The organism is Acinetobacter guerrae (assembly GCF_009372255.1).
Classification (GTDB): Bacteria; Pseudomonadota; Gammaproteobacteria; order Pseudomonadales; family Moraxellaceae; genus Acinetobacter; species Acinetobacter guerrae.
Genome location: NZ_LXGN01000012.1, coordinates 31,319 through 49,368, shown reverse-complemented (window position 1 = coordinate 49,368; position 18,050 = coordinate 31,319). Strand labels below are relative to the sequence as shown.

Sequence of the window (18,050 nt, the reverse complement as noted above, 5' to 3'; positions counted from 1 at the left end):
AGACAATAAGGTATATTTTTATGATGTATAAAAGATACCCTGAAAGTAAAATGAGAGGGTTTAATAGTTCATTATGCTTCTTGTTAATATTATTTTCTTCTTTTTTTAGTATTAATTCATTACCTATAAATCCAGTATATTGCTTAGGGTTTCCATTAATTTTCTTTTCTTTTCTTTTCTTTAAAACTACTATTGATAAATTCCAATTAGGTCTTTATATCTATTTTTTAATTTCATGTATATTTTTTGCACTTGGCAGTTACTTTTTTTCTCATATTGATTCAAAAATAAATTATTTGTCTACTATACTATACTTATATTGTATTCTTATGGGAGGACAAACAGTTGCATCTGGAATGAATGTTGCAGTTTCTCGTCGAATTTATATTTATAATTTTACTTATAATCTCTTAATAATTTTTATGATTTTTGAGTTTTTTTTAAGGGTTGTTAATTCAAGTCATACTGGTTCTTTTTATGACTATAAATGGAGTTTGTTGTATTTTGACTCGAATTTTGTTTCATTTATTATTTTATTTTTTTTAATGTTTGCTTTTTTTTTAAAAGAGAAAAAAATTTTTAATATTGGTAAGATACGGTTTTCTTTATTGCTTATTTTGTTATTTTTTACATTTTCAAGAGCAAGTTTGTTTGCATTTATAGTAACTTATCTATTTGTTAAATCTGCAAATAAGTATAAAACGTCAATTTTTATTTTATTTTTGATTGGTTATTTTTATGCTGCATCTGAGTTAATTGGTAAATATAAGTCTGGTATGAATTATATAGATGTTGATGGTAGTTTTAATAGTAAATTTTATCTGATTTCTGTTGCTATTGATAATTATAACTCAATTCCATTTATAAATAAGCTGTTTGGGATTGGTTTAAATAATTTCTTGTATTATTCTGGGGGGATTTTTGCTCATAATATATTTATTACATTGCTTTACGAGTTTGGGATATTTGGTACGCTAATGTTTGTATGTTTTTTGTTTTATTCATATCTTAAAATAGGAAAAGACGTTGCATATATATATATTCCTTTATTGGTGGCTGGATTCTCTTTGTTCTCAGCTTATGTGCCTTTTTTATTTGTACTGATATCTTGTATGTATATTGAAATAAAGTATCTAGAACGAAGAGCGTAAACTTTAATTATATTTATAGTTTTAAAAGATGAGTAGTGTGATTTAAATGTTAGTATCAGAACCTTTAGTAAGTATTCTTATTCCAGTTTATAATGTTGAGGCTTTTGTTAAGGAAGCAGTTCTTTCAATTTGTAATCAGACATATAAAAATATTGAAATAATAGTAATTGATGATTGTTCTACCGATAAAACACATAATATAGTGGCTGAATTATCTATTGTTGATCCAAGAATTAAGCTTTATAAGAATGATAAAAACTTAAAAATAGTAAAAACCTTAAATTTTGCGTTAGAGCAGGCAAAGGGAGAGTTTATTGCAAGAATGGATGGTGATGATATTAGTTATCCAGATCGTATAAAACATCAACTAGAATTTCTAATGGAAAATCCTCAATATGATCTTGTTGGATGTCATGTTGATACGATTGATGAAAATGGTAGAAAAATAGGCAGCCTTAAACTGCCAGTAAGAAAAAAAAGTATAGATAAAAATATTTTTTTATCTTCTCCAGTTTTACATATTTGGTTAGCTCGCACTTCTGCCTATAAACAATTAGAAGGTTATAGAGAGATACCTGGTGCTGAAGATTACGACTTTCTTCTACGTATGCATACTAATAATTTTCGTTTTACAAATTTAGATAGCTTTGACTATGCTGTTCGTATAAGAGATGGTAATACAACATCTACAATTGGGTTTTCTCAAAGATTGATGTCAAATTATGCTGTTGAATTACACAAAGAAAGAGTATTATCTGGAAAAGATAGTTTTAGTAGGGAAAATGTTGTTTTATACCTTAATAAATATTCTAAATATGAGAGGGATTTTGATAAGTCAAATGTTTATCTAAAGCAAGCAATTTTATATAAATCAAATAAGAGGTATATAAAAATGTTATTTTTTTTAGTTGCTGCGTCTTTAAAATCGAAATTTCAGTTTCAATATTTAATACGTAGAGTTTTGTTTAAATTTATTTCTTAAAAGTATCTTTATGATGAAAATTAGTTTTATTATAAGCTCCTTAAAATATAAGTCTGGGATAGAACGTGTAGCATGTGTTTTGGCAAATGCTTTATATAATTCTGGATATTTAGTTGAAATTATTAATCGTGATACAAAAAAAAATAAAGTTGCATATCCTTTAGAAAAAGGAATTGAAGTCTATGCCTTTTCAGGTAATTATTTTAAATTTTATCAAAGTGTTGAAAAACATATTCAATCTAGTAAGCCAGATTATATCGTTTTGCATAACATGGGGAAACTCTCTCTATTGCTAAGTTTTTTGACGATTTCATTTAATTCAAAAATTATTTCTTTAGAACATGTTGCATTTTTAAGTCGGCCTGTATGGGTTCAATTTCTTTATAAAATTAGAGCAAAAAAAATTAATAAAATCGTTACGCTAACCAATAATGATGCTCAAGCTTATAGTTCATTTCATAAGAATGTAACTGTTATAAATAATAGTTCCCCCTTTATATTGAGTTTAGAGAAACCAAGTTATTGCCAAGATTCCAAAACAGTTATATCTATTGGTAGACTTACGTATCAAAAAAACTTTAAGGATCTACTTTTGGCTTGGTCATTGGTTAATAATGAAATCAATGATTGGTCATTGGACATTTATGGAACTGGAGAAGAGTTACATTATTTAAAAAAACTTATCGAGGATCGAAAAATAAGAAATGTTACTTTAAAAGGGCAAACTGACAATGTAGAACAAGTATATTCTAATGCTGCTTTTTATGTGATGTCCTCAAGATATGAAGGCTTACCAATGGTCTTAATTGAAGCGCAGACGTTTGGGCTTCCTATAATTTCCTATGATTGTCCGCATGGACCAGCAGAAGTAATCGATCACGATAAAAATGGTCTTCTTGTTGAAGATCAAAATTACAAAAAACTTGCTGCAGCAATTTTGTATTTGATTAATAACCCTGATAAAAGACTGAATATGTCCGCTCAGTCTTTACAAGAGGCAAAAAAATATTCTGTTGAATTTATTGTAGGTCAATGGGAAAAAATGGTTTTTACTAAATGAAATTTAGCACTTTAATTTCTTTATATCATAAAGAAAACCCTCTATTTTTAGATCAATGCTTTGAAAGTATCTGGAATAATCAAACCATTCAACCCTCAGAAATTATTCTTGTTTTAGATGGCCCAATTGGTGAAGAACTTAGTCAATTTGTGGAAAAATGGAAAAAGGTCATAGGTGAACCTTTAAAAATCATTCCATTAAGCCAAAATGTTGGTTTAGGAAAAGCGTTAAACGAAGGCCTAAAACATTGTTCAAATGAATGGATTTTTCGGATGGATACAGATGATATCTGTATACCAGATCGATTTGAAAAACAGTTAAAATCTATAAAGGAAAATCCAGAAATTGTATTATTTAGTGGACAAGTTATGGAGTTTGATCAGGACATCTCTGATGCAAATATTCTTAAAGCAGTCCCAGTTGGTTTTGAGGAAATCAAAAAATTTGCTCAAAAGCGTTGCCCTTTTAACCATATGACCGTTGCTTATAGAAAGTCAATTATCGAAAAATTAGGTGGCTATCAACATCATTTATTTATGGAAGATTACAATCTGTGGTTACGTGTGATCGGTGCTGGTTATCAAGTAGGTAATCACCCTGACGTGCTGCTTTATGCACGGGTAGGGAATGGTATGCATGCCAGACGTAAAGGTTTAGAATATATTAAAAGTGAAAAACAGTTACTAGATTTAAAAAAACAACTAAAGTTACAGTCGCCCATTCATGCTAATATACTTTTTATCGCAAGATCTTTATTTAGATTATTACCCGCAAGTTTGCTTGGTAAAATTTATAATATGTTCCTTCGTAAAAGGGCTAAATAATAGAGTTAGAGTGTAATGAAAAGACTGATCGATATTTTTATCTCTTTGATAGCATTAGTAGTTTTGTCACCAATATTCTTCATGGTGATGTACAAAGTCCGAAAAAACCTCGGTTCTCCTATCTTTTTTTATCAGGAGCGACCAGGTAAAAACGGTAAACTTTTTAAGATGATTAAGTTTCGTTCGATGAAGGATGCCTTTGATCAAGAGGGTAATCCATTGCCTGATGAAAAGCGTATAACCCCTTTTGGACAAAAGTTACGTTCGACATCGCTAGATGAAATGCCACAACTTATCAATGTTCTGAAGGGTGATATGAGCGTAGTTGGTCCGCGCCCTATGTTAAAAGAATTTGTTGAACTTTATTCACCTGAACAAGCAAGACGATTAGAAGTTCGCCCAGGTATGACGGGTCTTGCTCAAGTCAGCGGTCGCAATGAACTCGACTATGAAGAACGGTTTAAATGTGATGTTTGGTATGTAGATCATCACAGTGTTTGGGTTGACTTTAAAATTATGTTTAAAACCGTTGAGGTCATGACCAGACGAGAAGGAATAAACGCGCCTGGTCATGTTGGGCCTTCTTTATTTAAAGGCAATAACGCGCAAGAGCAAGATGAAGTTAAATCTTAAATTTTTATTTAAACAGTAATATTTTCACATGATCAAAAAAGCAATTTTACCAGTAGCAGGTCTTGGTACTCGTTTCTTACCTGCGAGCAAATCTATTCCTAAAGAAATGGTGACCGTGGTCGATCGCCCTGCTATTGAATATGTGGTACGCGAGGCCGTTGCAGCAGGTATCGAGCAAATTATTTTGGTGACTCATTCATCTAAAGCGTCCATTGAAAATTATTTTGATCGTAATTTTGAACTTGAAACCACGTTAGAACATAAAAAGAAATTTGATTTACTCCAAGAAATTACTGAGATTGTGCCTGCACATGTCAGTGTGGTAAGTGTCCGTCAACCACAGCCTTTAGGCTTGGGGCATGCAGTACTATGTGCAAAAGGTATCGTTGGAGCGGATGATTTTGCTGTGCTTTTGCCAGATGTATTAGTAAAAGCAACATCTGAGCAAAGTGATTTGGCACGTATGATTCAGCGTTATAACGAAGTATCTGCTGCCCAAATTATGGTAGAGGCTGTACCTGATGATTTAGTAGATCAGTACGGAATTGTCGATGTTGCGACAATTCCAGAGGAAGGGCAAAGCCAAATCATGCAAGGGATTGTAGAAAAACCTGCGGTGGGTGCTGCACCATCAAATCTTTCAGTGGTGGGTCGTTATGTTTTACCTGCCAAGATTATGCAGCTCTTGGAGCAAACACCAAAGGGTGCAGGTAATGAAATCCAGTTGACTGATGCAATTGCCATGTTACAACAGACAGAAAACGTTGAAGCCTATCGTATGCAGGGACAGACTTTTGACTGTGGAAGCAAATTAGGCTATTTAAAAGCGGTACTACATTATGGAGTTGAACACCCGAAGTTGGGTGACGATTTTAAAGCATTGATTCGTGAGTTAGCTCTTTAAATTTATAAGACTTTAGGTATAAAAAATGAAGATTGCGATATTGGGCACCACATTGCAGGCTGGTGTAATGGCAGCTTTGTTAGCTGAATATGGCAATCAAGTCTATTGGTGTTGTCAACATTCGCATCTATCGGCAAATTTGCAGACAATTCAATATCAAGATGATGAGGTAAATCGTCGTTTAGCCAAACAACGTGATAACAAAGCATTATTTCAAACGACTTTTGTAGATATTCCACTTGATATCGATGCTTATCTATTTTGTTATAGTCCCGCAGAGTTTGAACTTGCGCTCAATACACTCAAAGAAATTGCATTACGACCAATTATTCATCCACGTTTGATGGTGAATGGCTCAACGTTTGGCTTACATGGCACAGATAAGCTTAAAGCAATCATGCCGAATGATTATTGGGTATATCTTCCAGATGTGATTCAGGAAGGCAATGCAATTAATAGTATTTTGAATGTCAAACACATCATTGTTGGAATAGAAGCAGATGCTTCAAAATGGATGATGGAGGAATTACTTCGTCCATTTTTTCGTTATCAAAATCAATATTTGTTTATGCCGATTTTGGATGCCGAGTTTACCAAACTCAGCATTTCAGGCATGTTAGCAACGCGTATTAGCTACATGAACGATTTGGCTATTGTGGCTGAAAAGCTAGGCATTGATATTGCGAATGTGCAGCAGGGAATGGGGGCAGACACTCGTATTGGTTCGGCCTATCTTGCTGCGGGCGTCGGTTTTGGTGGTGAAAATTTCTCGCATGATATTTTGACGCTTTCTAGCGAAGTTTCCAAGAGTGGGGCGAAAAGTCGTTTATTACAACAAGTCTGGGAAATTAACGAGCAACAAAAAGAAATTTTGTTTCGTAAACTTTGGAATTATTACCATTCAGATTTGAAAGGCAAAACCATTGCCATCTGGGGTGCTGCATTTAAAGAAAATAGTTCTAGCATCCATAATTCTCCCATTCATGCGATGCTGGCGGCATTATGGGCGCAAGGCGCAAAAGTTAAATTACATGATCCACAGGCTTTACAAGAAATTTATAAAACCTATGGCGAGCGTGATGATTTGACCTTAGGTCTCGATGCTTATGAAGTCACTCAGGATGCAGATGCGCTTTGTGTCATGACGGGATGGAAGCAATATTACAGCCCAGATTATAAAAAACTACAGCAAAATATGCGGCATCCGCTTATTCTGGATGGACGTAATCTTTATGATCCTCACTATGTTAAGGCTCAGGGCTTTGCTTATGAAGGTATTGGACGAACATGAACGAAAATATCGAAAAATTTCCAAAGCAAAATAAAAAATCGGTAGAAATACAGCTAAAGCAACTGGCTGAAATGATGCACAGTACTCATCTTAATCAGTTGTTTGCCGAACAAAAAAATCGTTTTGATCAATTTTCATTGAGCTGTGACGATCTCGTTTTTGATTTTAGTAAGCATCGGGTAAATACGGATGTGATTCAGTCTTTGGTTGCTTGGGCTGAGTCTAAAAACTTAAGTCAATGGATTAAAAGATTATTTTCTGAAGAACAAATTAACTATACTGAGCAACGCGCTGCCATGCACTGGGCATTGCGATTACCTAAAAATACGGTGCAGTTTTCTGAACTGTCAATGCAAGTCAATGCACAACTGGATCGGATGTTTCGATTGGTTGAAAAAATTCATGCGGGACAATATCGTGGCGTAACAGGCGAAGTTATTCAGGATGTGGTGAATATTGGCGTTGGTGGTTCTGATTTAGGTCCATTGATGGTGACTCATGCTTTGTCTGATTTTAAAGTGCCAACAGCAAAACCATTGGACGTACATTTCGTATCGACGATGGATGGTAGCCAGCTTTCCGACTTATTGCATCAGTTACGCCCAGAAACGACCCTGTTTATTATTTCTTCCAAGTCATTTGGTACGATTGATACCTTATCCAATGCCGAAACAGTACGTTTATGGCTAGAAAAATCTTTGGGACGCCGCGATTGTGTCTTAAAAAGCCATTTTATTGGAGTGTCAACTAAACCTGAAAAAATGACTGAATGGGGGATTCATCCTGACAATCAATTCCTGCTTTGGGATTGGGTCGGTGGACGTTATTCACTATGGTCATGCATCGGTTTGCCAATTGCGCTTAAAATCGGCGTACAAGGCTTTCAGGAGTTTTTAGCAGGTGCTTATCAGGTTGATCAGCATTTTCGTCAGTCGCCATTTCATGAAAATGCACCTGTGATGATGGGATTACTTGGGGCATGGAATACTCATTATTTAAACATGCAAACCCATGCAGTCTTGCCTTATGATGGTCGCTTAAAATATTTTGCGTCTTACCTACAGCAATTGGAAATGGAATCGAATGGGAAGTCGATTCAACGTGATAATCACAAAGTTGAATCTGGCACGTGTCCAATTGTTTGGGGCGAAGTTGGACCAAACGCCCAACATGCTTTTTATCAATTACTACATCAAGGTACACATGCGGTGAGTTGTGATTTTATCGCGCCAATTCAACGTTATAATGCCAATCATTTTACCTATGTTGAAAATGCTGAAGCATTGATTGAGCAACATCATTTGGCTTTATCCAACTGTTTGGCGCAGTCGCGACTTTTGGCTTTTGGTAATCAGGCTTTAGATCAAAAAGAGCTAGAAAATTTACCCATCTATAAACAGTATGCAGGCAATCAACCAAGTTCGACTTTTTTAATTAAAGAGTTAAATCCAAAAACTTTAGGTATGCTGATTGCACTATATGAGCACAAAGTTTTTGTACAATCTGTGTTATGGAACATTAACCCCTTCGATCAATGGGGGGTAGAAAAAGGTAAGGAAATTGCCAATCAGATTCTACCGATCTTAAATGGTCAGCAACATGAGACAGCACATTTGGATGCCTCTACCCAAGGCCTGATTGAATTGCTGCTCGGAAATAAAAAGGTTTAAGAAAACATGGCAAATATTTTAGTAACTGGTGGCGCTGGATATATCGGTTCGCATACCTGCGTTGAATTACTCAATGCAAATCATGATGTTGTTGTATTTGATAATTTATCAAACAGTTCTATAGAGTCGCTTAATCGTGTTCAGGAACTAACAGGAAAAACCCTGACTTTTGTGGAAGGTGATATCCGTAATAGTGAACAACTTGATCATGTGTTTGCGCTGCATAAAATTGATGCCGTAATTCATTTTGCGGGTTTAAAGGCAGTCGGTGAAAGTCAGCAACAGCCCCTAATTTATTTTGATAATAATATTGCGGGAAGTATTAACCTTGTAAATGCCATGCAACGTGCAGAAGTCTTTAAACTGGTATTCAGCTCATCTGCAACGGTTTATGATGAAGCCAATATCTCACCGCTAAATGAAGATATGCCAACGGGAATGCCATCGAACAATTATGGCTATACCAAACTGATTGTTGAACAGTTACTACAAAAATTATCGATTGCCGATGAGCGATGGTCTATTGCTTTATTACGCTATTTTAATCCAGTTGGTGCGCATAAAAGTGGACGTATTGGTGAAGACCCTCAAGGTATTCCAAATAATTTAATGCCTTATGTGACTCAGGTCGCTGTAGGTCGTCGTGAAAAGTTAGCAATTTTTGGTCATGATTATGACACTGTTGATGGAACAGGCGTGCGTGATTATATCCATGTGGTGGATTTGGCAAATGCTCATTTATGTGCCTTGAATAATCGTTTGCAAAATATCGGCTGTCGTGCCTGGAATATTGGAACAGGCAATGGTTCATCGGTATTACAAGTCAAAAATACCTTCGAGCAGGTCAATGGTGTGCCCGTTGCGTTTGAGTTTGCACCACGTCGTGAAGGGGATGTTGCAACTTCTTTTGCCAATAATCAACGTGCAATGGATGAATTAGGCTGGACGGCAAACTACACGCTAGAAGATATGCTCAAAGACAGCTGGCATTGGCAAAAGCAAAATCCAAAGGGTTATGGTGATATTTAATATTAGATCTAAGTCGGTATAAAATATTGATTTAATTTAAATAATTTTAAATTTATAAAAGCAGCTTTAGGGCTGCTTTTTGATGTCAGCTTGAAATGCCAATTTACCAAGCCATTTCTGAATTTATGCTAAAATGGCGTTTCGTTGTATTTCTCCCAGATCTGCCTATGTATTTTTTACGCCAGCAATTGCTGTTTATTGGCGTTGCTTTTTTATCTGCATGTATTGGTGTCTACATTGGCTGGGGCGATGCATTTACACTTAAAAAGTTTTATTTATACATTGGCTATAACAAAGTTTTATTTGCAGTTTTATTTAATTACGCCATTATTCAGCTTTTTTTTATTGCGACTGGACGCAAATATACTGCGCTGATTTTAAGTCAAATTTTTGTGATGTTTCTGAATTTTATTAATCAGAAAAAGCAACAGTATTTATTGAGTAATCTCAGTCCAGAAGATGTGTTTTTATTACCAGAGGCGATGAAGGCTTCTCCGTGGTCATTACAACTGATTTTCTTTATTTTAATTGCACTGTTCCTTGTGGTATTGGTGATTGCAATCAGAAAAGAAGAAAAAACAACGATACATAGTTATGTTCCGAACACGATTATTTTCTTTTTTATCAGTAGCAGTCTGATATATCTCAATTTTATTATGAATCCGACAGGGGCTTGTCAGCGTGAAGATCGTCCCGCCATTTGTAATCAACTCGCAGATTTTCCCAATACACGAAATGACTGGGTTGGAGATTATCGTAAAATTCAAAACTATGGTTTTAGTACATTTTATATTTCTAAAATACTCGATCAGGTAACAGATCGATTATTGCCCCGTGCGCAAGTATCTGAGCAGGTGATACAAGATATTTTGCATCAAAATCCAGAAATTAAGGGTACTTTGGCTGATGATGCAATAAAACCCAATATCGTGATTATTATGCAAGAATCCTTTTGGGATCCGCGACATCTAGATCAGGCTTTAGGACGTAATTTATTGCCTTTTTTCCAGAAAAATCAGGTATCGCAATTGATTTCTCCTTCATTTGGCGGTGGGACAGCCAATGTTGAATTTGAGGTATTGACCAGTTTAAACACGGCATTTTTTCCCAATGAATTATTGTATGTGTCTAAAGTGAAACGTCCGATTTATGCGTTACCCTTTTATCTGGATGGTTTGGGATATCAAACCATTGCCATGCACAATAATTATGGATACTACTACAATCGTAATAAGGTCTATCCTGCTTTGGGCTTTCAACAATTTATTTCTCTAGAGAATATGGTTTCGCAGGAAAAACGACCTCAGATATTTAACGCAGGAGGGTGGGCGACTGATGTGCTGATTTACGAAAATATTAAAAAAGTTTTGCAGCAAGGGGATCAGCCCAAGTTTATCTATGCGATTACGGTTGAAAATCATCCAATGTACAATGATGATCGTTATGGCAAACAACAATTGAAGTTCAGCAAAACGCTTTCAGAGATCAACCAACGAAAACTAAGTACTTATACGGCTGGAGTTGCACGAGCAGATCAGAAATTATCAGAATTGACTGCGTATTTAAAAACCTTAAAACAACCCACAATTTTGCTGGTTTTTGGCGATCATTTGCCAAATTTGCAGGGCGTTTATGATGAATATCATTATTTTAAAAATGACCCAGAGCGTACTGCTTTAAAGAACTATCAAACGCCTTTGGCGATATGGAGTAATTTTCCAATTCAGAAAAAAGTGTTACAGCAGGAGTCGGTTCCAAGCAGTTTCGTGGCACCCAAATTGCTACAGGTCGCAGGATTGCCGCTTTCTCCATATTATCATTTTATGCGGCGCTTATCGGGTTGTTATGCGGTGATTCACCCTAAATTTTTGATGCCAGCTTCTGAGTGTAAGCATGATGCCAAACAACTTTTAGAGCAGTATAAAAATATCAATCAAGATACTTTATCGGGTGAAAATTATCTTTATGGTTTAAGTCTAACGACAGACAATACGGCTGAGATCGAGTAATCTCAGCCGTATTTTAATGCGGTCATTTAAGCCTGAATGAGTGTTGTTAACTCATCGACATAATCTTGCATTGGACGAGCCTGATCACCGCGACTCTCGATATTCAAACGCAGTAAAGGTTCGGTATTAGAAGCACGCACATTAAAACGCCAAATACCGAAATCTAAACTGACACCATCAGTACGGTCGATTTGTGGATTTTGCGCTGCATAATGATCAAATAGCTTCTGAATAGTGATTTGCGTATCTGCCACTTTGAAGTTAATTTCACCACTACATGGAAACTTCGCAATCATATTCTCGACTAAGGTTGAAAGTGATTGACCTGTTTCAGACAGCAGCGCAATGGTGAGTAACCATGGAATCATGCCACTATCACAATAAGCAAAGTCACGGAAGTAATGGTGTGCACTCATTTCACCGCCATAGACTGCATTGTGTTCGCGCATCACATCTTTAATAAAAGCATGTCCAGATTTGGACTGTACAGCTTCGCCCTGATATTTTTCGACAATATCTAAAGTGTTCCAGACCAAGCGTGGATCATGCACGATTTTTTCACCCGATTGTTTAATCAAAAAGGCTTGAGCTAACAGACCGACGATATAATAGCCTTCAATAAATTGCCCTTTTTCATCGAATAGAAAACAACGGTCGAAGTCGCCATCCCAGGCGATGCCTAGATTTGCCCCATGTTTAAGCACTGCATCACGGGTGCTATCACGGTTTTCAATTAAAATAGGATTAGGAATGCCATTGGGGAAAGTGCCATCTGCTTCGTGATGAATTTTAATAAATTCAACAGGGACATTCAGCGTTTTAAATTTTTCTTCAATCGCATCAATCACGTGACCTGCTGCACCGTTGCCTGCATTGACCACCAGTTTTAATGGTTTGATTTTTGCTGGATCAATATAGCTCATCAGGTGATCTACAAACTCAGGCAGAATATTGTAGTGACTGGTTGTTCCTGTAACCGCGACCTCTGTAAATTGACCAGATTCTGCCAAAGCTTGGATGTCTTTTAAACCTGTATCAGCACTAATTGGGCGGGCATTTTCACGGACCAGTTTCATGCCGTTATAGTCCATCGGGTTGTGGCTTGCCGTAACCTCAATACCGCCTTGTACATCTAGATGGAATGCAGCAAAGTAAACTTCTTCGGTACCTGTCATTCCTAAATCCAGTACATTCACGCCTGCATCGTTTAAACCGCGAATGGTGGCTTGCTTTAAGCCTTCACTACTTAAACGAATATCGCAACCAATCACAATCGTTTTAGGTTGATAGATCTGTCCATAAGCACGACCAATGTTATAGGCAATATCTTCATTGAGTTCAGTGCCGAGTTTGCCTCGGATATCATAGGCTTTAAAGCAAGTCAGTGTCGTCATTTCTAGAATAATTAGCGTTAAAAATTTGTGAAATGATTATACAGAAGTTTGGTTAAAATCCGAGTTGCAAATAAGAACGCTTACATGATTCAACTCACATAGGATGAATGTCATTCACTCAAGAATATTAAAAATCAGGACATATTTTTAAAAATTTCATAGCAAGATTTACGAAACCATTGATGGCTGGTTTTATGATGACAACACATATGCCAGTGTTGTTTGATGCTATACGTTGGAAAATCGACAGGCGCATCCAAAATTTGTAAATTATCACGTGATAACAGTACTTTACTTAAATAATAAGGTACCGTTGCAATCGCATCGGTTTCCTGTACCATCAAGCCGACACCCAGATAGCTCGGTAGGCGAATCAAAATATCACGCTTCACGCCACTGTTTTGCAAAGCATTTTCAATTTGATAATGCCCTACACCCGTATCAATATCGATATGTAGTTCGCGCATATAATCTTCGATCGTAAAGTTCTGCGCGTTAATACGTGGGTGATCTTTACGTGAAATGACCACATAGCGCTGTGAAAATAGTTTTTGTTGATAAAAGCCATCTTCAAGTTGTGGTAAAAAACCAATCGCCATATCAATCTCACCATTGGCCATTTGGTAACTGGTTTCCAGACTGATCGGACGGACATTAATGCGAACTTGTGGCGCACTTTGTGCCAAAAAATTGGAAATTTTGGGTAAAAGTACCAGATGCGATACATCGGTCATGGCAAGTGTAAGCACCATGTCAGATTTAGAAGGTTCAAAGTGAAGACTAAAATTATTAATACTCTCGACTTTATTGATGACTTCACTGACCAATGGAAAAATCTGCTTGGCCAGTTCGGTTGGAATCATTTCATTTCCCACACGTAAAAATAGCGGATCATCAAAATGTTGACGAATTTTGACCAAGCCATTACTAATCGTGGGTTGACTCACGCCAATCGCATCTGCTGCCATCGAAACACTTTTGGATTTATAAATATGATAAAAAATATTCAGTAAACGGCTATCTAAATCGAACACCTGTCATTTCCTTTACACCGAACAGATTGGCTAGCTTTCTATTGCAAGAATCTACTGATCCTCATGATTCGTCAATCCTTGTAAGAAGGATTTTATCTAAAAGAAAAGCTGATTATGGGTAAGTCTGGCTTTATACGAGATTTGGCAAAGAAAAGAAACGGCGTTTTGTCTCAAACAATACTTTTCAAAATGATTTCTCATTGACGCATATGAGTGATCTAAAACTTTAGTCGTATGATGAAAATAAGACATACCCGCTAAGTCCTTTATTTTATCATATTTTAATATTGGTATTACCAATATTGCCATTTGGATGGCTTGAAATGTTTAATTGGGTTATTTAAGATGCATTTGTTTATGTTTCACTTCTCTATTTTTTGCTTTAACTAAAATTGGTATTACCAATTTTATAATAAATACTGAATTTTGATAATTCATATCAAGCAAATATGTGGCAGCATTTCAAGGAGATGACAATGCTCAATGTTTGGCAGCAAGTTTATGATCCACTTGGCAATCTTTGGCTTTCTAGTCTTATTGCCTTGATTCCGATTATCTTTTTCTTTTTGGCTTTGGCGGTTTTTCGTCTAAAGGGCAGTATCGCTGCGACTTTAACAGTGATGATTGCACTGGCTATTGCGTTGTTCTTTTATCAAATGCCAGCTGCGATGGCATTTGCTTCGCTCATTTATGGTTTTTTTTACGGTTTGTGGCCGATTGCATGGATTATTTTGGGCGCAGTATTCCTGTATAAAATTTCGGTCAAAACGGGTCAGTTTGACATTATTCGTTCCAGTATCCTTTCAATTACGGAAGATCAGCGATTACAAATGTTATTGGTTGGCTTTGCTTTTGGTACTTTTCTGGAAGGGGCTGCGGGTTTTGGTGCACCCGTGGCGATTACTGCTGCTTTACTGATGGGGCTTGGTTTTAAACCCTTGTATGCTGCGGGTCTTTGCTTGATTGTGAATACGGCGCCTGTTGCCTTTGGTGCGATGGGTATTCCGATTATTGTCGCAGGGCAGGTTTCTGGGGTGGATACCATGGAAATCAGTCAGATGGTGGGTCGTCAGTTACCTTTTTTAGTCATCATCGTATTGTTCTGGATCATGGCAATTATGGATGGCTGGCGTGGTGTCAAAGAAACTTGGCCTGCGGTAATTGTGGGTGGTGGTTCTTTTGCCATTGCTCAATATTTGACTTCAAACTTTATTGGGCCAGAATTGCCTGATATTACAGCGGCAATTGCTTCATTGATTAGTTTAACTTTGTTGTTCAAAGTCTGGCAGCCGAAACATATTTTCCGTTTTGCAGAAGCAGAAAAATTAGACCAACAAACAGCGCCTGTAACTCAATATTCTTTTGCACAAATAGCCAAAGCTTGGTCGCCGTTTGCGATTTTAACTGCGATGGTAACGTTGTGGAGCATCAAACCTTTTAAAGATTTATTTGTTAAAGGCGGTGCACTGGAACACTGGATTTTTAAAATAGAAGTTCCTGCTTTACATCGATTGGTTGAAAAAATGCCGCCAATTGTGGCTGAACATACGCCTTATGATGCGATTTATAAATTTGACTGGTTTTCAGCAACAGGAACCGCCATTTTTATTGCAGGGATTATCACAATCATCTTGTTAAAGATGAGTGCTAAACAAGCAGTATGTACTTTTGCTGAAACCCTAAATGAACTAAAAGTTCCGATTTATTCAATTGGTATGGTATTGGCATTTGCGTTTATTGCCAACTATTCGGGTTTATCCGCAACTTTAGCATTGGCATTGTCACATACAGGTCATGCATTTACATTCTTCTCGCCATTCCTTGGTTGGTTGGGCGTGTTCCTGACGGGATCAGATACGTCATCCAATGCGCTATTTTCAGCATTGCAGGCGACGACGGCACAGCAAATTGGGATTCCAGAGGTATTACTGGTTGCGGCAAATACCAGTGGTGGGGTCACAGGAAAAATGATTTCACCGCAATCGATTGCCATTGCTTGTGCAGCAGTAGGATTAGTTGGAAAAGAATCAGATTTGTTCCGTTTTACCGTAAAACATAGCATCATATTTACCATCTTTGTGGGGATCATCGTGACGGTACAGGCTTATATTGTACCTTGGATGATTCCTTAGCGAAATTGAAGGAAAAATAATGCGAGTCTCTGATCAGGTGGTACAGAAGTTACAGACGCTTATTGAGCAGCGTAATCTCAAACAAGGAGATCGGTTGCCTGCCGAGCGTCAACTCGCGACCAGTTTGGGGATCTCGCGTCCATCGCTACGTGAAGCGATTCAGCAATTGATTAGTCTGGGAATTTTATCCAGTCGTCGTGGGGATGGTACTTATATTCAACAGCTACCTGAAACATGGTCGCAGCAGTTGATTGTTGAACCGATTAGCCATTTGATGCTGGACGATCCACATTATCGTTTTGATGTACAGGAATCGCGTTTGGTACTTGAAGGCGGGACAGCTTGGTATGCTGCTTTGCGTTCAACCGAGGCTGATCGCGCCAAGATCCATCAGTATTTTGATGAAATAGCACGGCATCAGGCACATGGTGATTCGGCAGCAGCGGCAGTTGCCGATGCCAATTTTCACTTGGCGATTGCCGAAGCATCTCATAACGTGGTGCTGATTCAAATGATGCGCAGTTTATTTGATTTATTGCAATACAACGTCTTTTTAGGGCGTAAAAAAGTCTATGAACATCCAATTAGTGCCGATTTACTGAGTGATCAGCATTTTCAGGTGATGGATGCAATTGACCGTAAAGACGCTCAGGCAGCACGAGATGCAGTGTGTGGCCATATAGAATTTGTCATCGATCATGTACGTTCTCTGGATGAAGACGAAGCTCGCCAGAAACGTGCTACACGTTTAAACAGGATTGATCCAACATGATTATTTCTTCTTCAAATGATTATCGTGAGGCGGCACGTCGTCGTTTGCCTCCTTTTTTATTTCATTACATCGATGGCGGGGCTTACGCAGAATACACATTGAAACGTAATGTTGAAGATTTATCTCAAATTGCATTAAGACAACGTGTGTTGAACGATATGTCCAGTTTAAGTCTGGAAACCAAACTGTTTAATGAAACGCTGTCGATGCCTGTGGCCTTGTCACCAGTCGGTTTAACGGGAATGTATGCGCGTCGTGGTGAAGTACAGGCTGCGGTTGCAGCCGATAAAAAGGGCATCCCCTTTACGCTTTCGACCGTTTCTGTTTGTCCGATTGAAGAAGTCACCCCCGCAATTGGTCGTCCAATGTGGTTTCAGCTCTATGTCTTGCGTGACCGAGGTTTTATGCGCAATGCATTAGAACGCGCCAAAGCAGCGGGTTGTTCAACATTAATCTTTACTGTAGACATGCCTGTACCGGGCGCACGCTATCGCGATGCACATTCAGGTATGAGTGGCCCAAATGCTGCCATGCGCCGTTATTTGCAAGCCGTGACGCATCCGCAGTGGGCATGGGATGTCGGTTTGTTAGGACGTCCACATGATCTGGGCAATATTTCCAAATATTTAGGTAAGCCGACAGGACTAGAAGATTATATTGGTTGGTTAGGTACCAATTTTGATCCTTCAATTTCTTGGAAAGATCTGGAATGGATCCGTGAATTTTGGGATGGACCAATGGTGATCAAAGGCATTTTAGACCCAGAAGATGCCAAAGATGCGGTACGTTTTGGTGCAGATGGTATTGTGGTGTCTAATCATGGTGGGCGTCAGCTCGATGGTGTGATGTCCTCTGCTCGTGCATTACCTGCCATTGCCGATGCAGTTAAAGGTGATCTGACCATTCTGGCCGATTCGGGTATTCGCAATGGTCTGGATGTGGTGCGCATGTTAGCTTTGGGCGCAGATAGTGTGATGTTGGGTCGAGCCTTTATTTATGCACTTGCTGCGGCAGGTGGACAGGGCGTGAGTCATCTGTTGGAGCTCATTGATAAAGAAATGCGTGTTGCCATGACCTTAACAGGCGCAAAAAGTATTGCTGATATTAATGCGGATTGTTTGGTACGCGTCAATAAATTGATTCAAGCTTAAGTTGCTGCAAGGAG

At 37.6% G+C, this 18,050-nt stretch carries 15 protein-coding genes; 13 read left to right on the top strand and 2 right to left on the bottom strand.

Going from position 1 to position 18,050, the window contains the following annotated elements; genetic code table 11:
* Positions 1–20 precede the first annotated feature (20 nt).
* From A7A69_RS08190 to A7A69_RS08145, 10 genes are all read left to right on the top strand, one after another.
* Positions 21–1,151, top strand: a complete 1,131-nt coding sequence (locus tag A7A69_RS08190; RefSeq protein ID WP_152876906.1) for a hypothetical protein — start codon at positions 21–23, stop codon at positions 1,149–1,151.
* A gap of 46 nt (positions 1,152–1,197) precedes the next feature.
* Positions 1,198–2,133 (top strand): glycosyltransferase family 2 protein, encoded by a 936-nt coding sequence (locus A7A69_RS08185; protein ID WP_152876904.1) that lies wholly within the window; start codon positions 1,198–1,200, stop codon positions 2,131–2,133.
* Between the two features lie 10 nt (positions 2,134–2,143).
* On the top strand, positions 2,144–3,193 hold the full coding sequence (locus A7A69_RS08180) for a glycosyltransferase family 4 protein (RefSeq protein ID WP_338325126.1): 1,050 nt from the start codon (positions 2,144–2,146) through the stop codon (positions 3,191–3,193).
* Entirely contained in the window at positions 3,190–4,017 is an 828-nt protein-coding gene (locus A7A69_RS08175) for a glycosyltransferase (protein ID WP_152876900.1), read from the top strand. The genes A7A69_RS08180 and A7A69_RS08175 overlap by 4 nt, the downstream gene beginning before the upstream one ends.
* A 15-nt stretch (positions 4,018–4,032) precedes the next feature.
* A complete protein-coding gene (locus A7A69_RS08170; protein WP_152876898.1) occupies positions 4,033–4,650 on the top strand; it encodes a sugar transferase in 618 nt (205 codons plus the stop codon).
* Positions 4,651–4,678: 28 nt separating this feature from the next.
* Positions 4,679–5,554, top strand: a complete 876-nt coding sequence (gene galU / locus A7A69_RS08165; RefSeq protein ID WP_152876896.1) for a UTP--glucose-1-phosphate uridylyltransferase GalU — start codon at positions 4,679–4,681, stop codon at positions 5,552–5,554.
* A 25-nt stretch (positions 5,555–5,579) separates the two neighbouring features.
* Positions 5,580–6,845 carry a nucleotide sugar dehydrogenase gene (locus A7A69_RS08160; RefSeq protein ID WP_152876894.1) on the top strand — a complete coding sequence of 422 codons (1,266 nt, stop codon included), beginning with the start codon at positions 5,580–5,582 and terminating at the stop codon, positions 6,843–6,845.
* A complete protein-coding gene (gene pgi, locus A7A69_RS08155; RefSeq protein ID WP_152876892.1) occupies positions 6,842–8,515 on the top strand; it encodes a glucose-6-phosphate isomerase in 1,674 nt (557 codons plus the stop codon). The genes A7A69_RS08160 and pgi overlap by 4 nt, the downstream gene beginning before the upstream one ends.
* Before the next feature lie 6 nt (positions 8,516–8,521).
* Positions 8,522–9,544, top strand: coding sequence for a UDP-glucose 4-epimerase GalE (galE, locus tag A7A69_RS08150; RefSeq protein WP_152876890.1), 1,023 nt, complete (start codon positions 8,522–8,524; stop codon positions 9,542–9,544).
* A 167-nt stretch (positions 9,545–9,711) separates the two neighbouring features.
* Positions 9,712–11,553: an LTA synthase family protein gene (locus tag A7A69_RS08145; protein WP_152877026.1), complete on the top strand. Its 1,842-nt coding sequence runs from the start codon at positions 9,712–9,714 to the stop codon at positions 11,551–11,553.
* A gap of 26 nt (positions 11,554–11,579) precedes the next feature.
* Here A7A69_RS08145 and A7A69_RS08140 read toward each other — a convergent pair whose 3' ends face one another.
* The gene (locus A7A69_RS08140; protein ID WP_152876888.1) at positions 11,580–12,947 is read right to left on the bottom strand and encodes a phosphohexomutase domain-containing protein; all 1,368 of its coding nucleotides are present in this window, start codon (positions 12,945–12,947) and stop codon (positions 11,580–11,582) included.
* 134 nt (positions 12,948–13,081) lie between these two features.
* Entirely contained in the window at positions 13,082–13,981 is a 900-nt protein-coding gene (locus tag A7A69_RS08135; RefSeq protein ID WP_120370390.1) for a LysR family transcriptional regulator, read from the bottom strand.
* A gap of 470 nt (positions 13,982–14,451) precedes the next feature.
* Between A7A69_RS08135 and lldP the strand changes: the two genes are divergently transcribed.
* Genes lldP through lldD form a run of 3 tightly spaced genes read left to right on the top strand, consistent with a single transcriptional unit; the run spans position 14,452 to position 18,036 of the window.
* Positions 14,452–16,113: an L-lactate permease gene (gene lldP, locus A7A69_RS08130; protein ID WP_171406774.1), complete on the top strand. Its 1,662-nt coding sequence runs from the start codon at positions 14,452–14,454 to the stop codon at positions 16,111–16,113.
* A 19-nt stretch (positions 16,114–16,132) separates the two neighbouring features.
* A complete protein-coding gene (lldR, locus tag A7A69_RS08125; protein WP_152876886.1) occupies positions 16,133–16,885 on the top strand; it encodes a transcriptional regulator LldR in 753 nt (250 codons plus the stop codon).
* Positions 16,882–18,036, top strand: a complete 1,155-nt coding sequence (lldD, locus tag A7A69_RS08120) for an FMN-dependent L-lactate dehydrogenase LldD (RefSeq protein ID WP_152876884.1) — start codon at positions 16,882–16,884, stop codon at positions 18,034–18,036. Before lldR ends, lldD begins: the two co-directional genes overlap by 4 nt.
* Positions 18,037–18,050: the final 14 nt, after the last annotated feature.

Coding starts and splice junctions, on each gene's coding strand:
- A7A69_RS08190 (WP_152876906.1), top strand. CDS start 21: ATGATGTATAAAAGATACCCTGAAAGTAAAATGAGAGGGTTTAATAGT.
- A7A69_RS08185 (WP_152876904.1), top strand. CDS start 1,198: ATGTTAGTATCAGAACCTTTAGTAAGTATTCTTATTCCAGTTTATAAT.
- A7A69_RS08180 (WP_338325126.1), top strand. CDS start 2,144: ATGATGAAAATTAGTTTTATTATAAGCTCCTTAAAATATAAGTCTGGG.
- A7A69_RS08175 (WP_152876900.1), top strand. CDS start 3,190: ATGAAATTTAGCACTTTAATTTCTTTATATCATAAAGAAAACCCTCTA.
- A7A69_RS08170 (WP_152876898.1), top strand. CDS start 4,033: ATGAAAAGACTGATCGATATTTTTATCTCTTTGATAGCATTAGTAGTT.
- galU (WP_152876896.1), top strand. CDS start 4,679: ATGATCAAAAAAGCAATTTTACCAGTAGCAGGTCTTGGTACTCGTTTC.
- A7A69_RS08160 (WP_152876894.1), top strand. CDS start 5,580: ATGAAGATTGCGATATTGGGCACCACATTGCAGGCTGGTGTAATGGCA.
- pgi (WP_152876892.1), top strand. CDS start 6,842: ATGAACGAAAATATCGAAAAATTTCCAAAGCAAAATAAAAAATCGGTA.
- galE (WP_152876890.1), top strand. CDS start 8,522: ATGGCAAATATTTTAGTAACTGGTGGCGCTGGATATATCGGTTCGCAT.
- A7A69_RS08145 (WP_152877026.1), top strand. CDS start 9,712: ATGTATTTTTTACGCCAGCAATTGCTGTTTATTGGCGTTGCTTTTTTA.
- A7A69_RS08140 (WP_152876888.1), bottom strand. CDS start 12,947: ATGACGACACTGACTTGCTTTAAAGCCTATGATATCCGAGGCAAACTC.
- lldP (WP_171406774.1), top strand. CDS start 14,452: ATGACAATGCTCAATGTTTGGCAGCAAGTTTATGATCCACTTGGCAAT.
- lldR (WP_152876886.1), top strand. CDS start 16,133: ATGCGAGTCTCTGATCAGGTGGTACAGAAGTTACAGACGCTTATTGAG.
- lldD (WP_152876884.1), top strand. CDS start 16,882: ATGATTATTTCTTCTTCAAATGATTATCGTGAGGCGGCACGTCGTCGT.